Source organism: Nocardia sp. bgisy134, assembly GCF_057708325.1.
In genome coordinates this window covers 1-4,155 of record NZ_JBYIRW010000048.1, presented here as the reverse complement: position 1 = coordinate 4,155, position 4,155 = coordinate 1, and the positions used below count along the sequence as shown (strand labels likewise).

2 protein-coding genes are annotated in these 4,155 nt (G+C 62.0%); both read right to left on the bottom strand.

Annotated features, from left to right (window positions below; all coding sequences use genetic code 11):
* Window positions 1-157: 157 nt before the first annotated feature.
* Window positions 158-2,101: a Druantia anti-phage system protein DruA gene (locus tag AC3ERS_RS36485; protein WP_431972718.1), complete on the bottom strand. Its 1,944-nt coding sequence runs from the start codon at window positions 2,099-2,101 to the stop codon at window positions 158-160.
* A gap of 38 nt (window positions 2,102-2,139) precedes the next feature.
* Window positions 2,140-3,585 carry an ATP-binding protein gene (locus AC3ERS_RS36480; RefSeq protein WP_431972717.1) on the bottom strand — a complete coding sequence of 482 codons (1,446 nt, stop codon included), beginning with the start codon at window positions 3,583-3,585 and terminating at the stop codon, window positions 2,140-2,142.
* Window positions 3,586-4,155: the final 570 nt, after the last annotated feature.

Here is a 4,155-nt window from a genome sequence, read left to right as displayed (position 1 = left end):
ACGGGGTTTGGCTTCCCGGCGTCGGAAGGAGCGAGGGTTCTTGCGGGCGCGGGCGGACAGATCGGCGCCCCCACGAAGGCCTCCTGGAAGTGAAGCGGTTTCTCGATATCCGCTCCACAACAGGAGGCCTTCGTTAGTCAGCAACCAGGCCGTGCCCTCACGAGCCCGGGAGAACGGACTCGGCGGAGAAGAGCAACAACTCGTCGTCGACGGGCAGTGGCACCCGCGCACCGTGTTGGATCGGGCGAACGAGGCGATGCGAGCGCATGGCGTCCTGCACCGCTGGCTGCGCGGCTCTCCGAAGTGCCCAGCGCCCAAGCCACCAGGTGGCGACCGTATGATCTGCGTCTTCCATACCCGGGTCGATCAGATAGTCCGGTTCCGGCGCGATACCGAGCGAGAACTCCCGCAGGTTTTTGACCAAAGGCACGCCGTAGAGGATCCGTTCCCGGCCGTGCTTGAGTAGTTCGTTGGTGGGCCACCCTAGCGCTGCCAAGCCAAGCCGGATCTTGCGGAGCCGTGGACTTACGCCTTCACCGAAGATGCTATTCACTCGTATGAGAGAGCCGTTCAATTGCGACAGACGCACAAGTGCAGCGACAGTTTCGTCCGAGAAATGCGACGTGCCAAACGAGCGGGAGCGGCCGAGTTCGTGGAAGCCCATCAAAACATCGGCCGCGCCTCCCATGACGTTCGCTGGCCAGAAAAGTCGATTGTACTGGCTGGAGCCGGTGCCATAAAGCGACGTCGTCCCTACGAAGGACAACCGTGCTTCTCGTTCGATCGGGCGGCCCGCCATGGCCGACGCGATTTCGCTAGGGCGAGCGTACTTCGCACGGTATGCGGCAAGCACCTTGGGAGACACCGCGAGCGCACCGACGAGTTTCCCAGCCGCGAGCGCGTTGTACGGTGCAACGGCACCGCACACTGTGAGGTCAGCGATAACCGTGCCCACGCGCTCGCCGCGGGCCTTGCGAATCACACGCCGGATCTGCCCACGGGCCTTCCGATCATCGAGAGCTTTCTTAAGTCCAGCCAGTGGGGTGGCTTCCTGCTCGAAGTGCTGCCCGAGGCATTCTGCGATCTCCAACGCTTCTGCGAGGGCAGCGGAACGCTTGCTCCGGAACAAATACGTCTCGGCGCGTTCAACCCAGGCGTCCGACTCGATGTTCCGAACAATCCTGATGGCGCTGCCCCGATGGTGCTTCTGGCGGTAGCGCTCGGCGTCGGCTTTGAGACGGGCGACCGTGTTGGTGGTGTCCGTGCCAGCGCCAGTTGGTTCGAGTACCCCGTTCCGGACCAGGTCAGTCACATAGATCTCGTCGATCTGCGTCTGGATACGATTCGCTAGCCACTGTGCGATTTCGGTCGTCGGATTCGCCTCGACCGCCTTCAGGAACTGATCTGTCTCCCACCCCATCCAGGTGTCGCGCTCGGCGATCTGGACGACGGGACTGGAGATTGCAGCCAGGCCAACCACAGCGTGGTGCTTCGTGGCAGCATCGCGGATGAGGATGGGCATCGAACGACCAGGCACGGTGGCATATGCGTTCGACCACGTGTGGCGGAAGTACCGCCAAATATCGTGCAGTCTGAAACCTGTTAGTTCGCAGGTTGATTGGTCGACGATTTGGACGTACGGCTTGATCGCTGTGGTCGGGTCGTCGGCTGATGCGAGGGTATCTGCGAGTTCACCACCGTCCCGCATGAGGTTGAACACCGAGACGATGTCATCGCCATGTCGCTGGCCGCGCTCCATCGACTCGACGAAACGACGCACGCTCGGCTTGCGCAGTTGCTCATCTCGACGGACGTGCTCCTGCCTTCTGATGCGCGCCTTCTCTGCTCGGCGGTCGTCGTACGCCGAGGGAGGGCGCAGAAGTGGTCCGATCTTGTCGATTGTGATCGTCCAGCCTTGGTCTACCAGGTCGATCAAGGTGTGTGCTGCCGCCGCAAGGATGGGTTGTTCATAGAGGTTGCCAAGGTTGGCGGCGCGTGCCCATTCAGTGTGGTCTAGACCGGAACCGACTGCGTGTATATCGACTTCGGATAGGAGCGCGCACAGTTTTACGAACGCACGCCGCTCTTGGCGTGTGGCCATGGTCGGGAGACTAAGCGGGACGTACTTCAAATCTGGGCTCATGATCGCTGGACCATCCGTCCGTATGTCGCGCTCCATATCCGAAGCATCTCATCCGTTTCTCGACCCATGAGAAGGGTGGTCCGCGCGAAGGACAGTAGGAACAGTTCGATCGCTGTGCGAAGTTTCGTGGCGGCGGTATCTTCCATGGTGATCAACGGGTGGTAGAGCGCCGCGAACGCGGGGTGGTCGATGTTCAAGGTGACGTCGAGCGTACGGTGCTTGAGACGCGAGCGGAACATCGTTTCCACAGGCAGCGGTGCCGAGCCGATGCTGTAGTTCAGAGGACCTCGGGCCCGACCCCGGCCTTTGAGGGCGGGGAGGTCGGCGTCGGCAGCCGTGGCGATTCGGCAGGATGCCGCGGCAGCGGCCTTGAACTTCACCTCCTCGAACGCTTGGCGGACGCGGGCATTCAGCATTCGCGCGATTGACTCGAGTTCGGGCTCGATTGCGTCGCGAAGAGCAGCGGAGGGCCGGATACCTTGCTTGTTAATGGTTATGCCGAAGTGCTCATCGAGCACAGGGTCGAACTCGATCTCGCAGCGCCACCAGTCGTCGTAGTTCTCTTTGCGCTTGGAGCCCATCAAGTGCCAGCCGATGGCAATCTCACGACCAGCACGAAGTATCGTTACACCGCCGTGCCCTACGATCCCGACTTGGCGCTTGGTGACGTTGTCCAGGTGATGCCAGGAGTGCACCGGCAGGATGGTAAATCGTACAGTCACGAATGCGGTGTCACCGGACGCGGTGGCGACCTCGTATCGCAGGGTGTCGAACGCTGGCTGTGCCGTCCGACCCTCGACGTCGGTTGTGAGCAAGGTCGGATCCACCGGCTGCACAGGCATATCGTTGATCGTGAGCCGCAGATCACCGCTCAGAAAACGCCGGTAAATTCTGCCCAGATCGCGGTGCAGTGCTCGCTCAAGCCATGCCAAACGTCGGTATTCAACCCGATCGCACAGGTACCAAACGACGCGACATCCTGACGATGTCGGCGCGCTGCCAGCGGGTCGCGGTGCAAGGTCCACTGGCATTCCAGCAGCAATCTCGTCTACGTCGAGCCTGACGGACTGTGCTGGCTGACCCGCCTGCCACGCGACGACTTCCACCTTCCGTGCCTGGCTGACCGATGCGGCGGGCAACCCCATACCGAATCTGCCGAACGAGGTCCGCTCGTCGAACCGGGATGAACCGCCGAACCGCAGGCAGGAGGCAAGCTTGGCCCGATCCATGCCTTCGCCGTTGTCCTCGACCTGGATCTGTGGCCATACACCCTTAATCGGACGGTTGATGCTGATGGCGACATCAGAGGCGCCTGCCTGGAGAGAGTTGTCGACTAGTTCCGCAAGCGCGGTGGACAGGCTGACGTAGCCCGACTCTCGCGCCGCCCGAATGAAGTTCGATGGCACCACGAGGTTGTCCGCCGCCCGCAGTCGGTGGCTCATCGTTTACCCCCGTTTCAACGTTGTTGTCATAGGACGAGAGTAGCTGCACGCGAATGCGAAGGCGACCAGGTGTGTAGGCATGAGTAAGGCCACTTCGGCCACCTAGGCCGAGGCGTGGTTTGCGTGGGCAAGGCGACCGAACTTTCGCTGCGACTTCGCGGTTCGTGCAAGGGTGCAGCCGGGCCGCCGTCGCTCGCGAGCGACAGACGTGTCTGTCATGTGCAGCGCTCCCGAACTGACGGTGCCCGACTTCAACACGTGAGACTCTCGGTTCGCTGAGAGACCGTGTTGGTCGAGACAGCGCGGTGCAGACGTTGCCGCTGGTCCTTTGGGGGGCCGCTCGCCGAGTGAAGACGTGCGTGTCTCCACGCGCTGGGCTCCGCGGGATCTGGCGTCAGGTTGGCCCAGGTCCAGGGATCGGCGATCGTTTCGACGCGGTACCAGTATCTGAGTGATCGGCACCTTAGCAAGGTTGAAAAACTCGATCCCGTCCGCGGACGGCCTGCGCCATCGACCGGTGTGGTCGGTCAGGTGTTGGCGGACATCCCTCCATCGGCGATGCTTCGCAAA

Coding starts and splice junctions, on each gene's coding strand:
- AC3ERS_RS36485 (WP_431972718.1), bottom strand. CDS start 2,101: ATGGCCACACGCCAAGAGCGGCGTGCGTTCGTAAAACTGTGCGCGCTC.
- AC3ERS_RS36480 (WP_431972717.1), bottom strand. CDS start 3,585: ATGAGCCACCGACTGCGGGCGGCGGACAACCTCGTGGTGCCATCGAAC.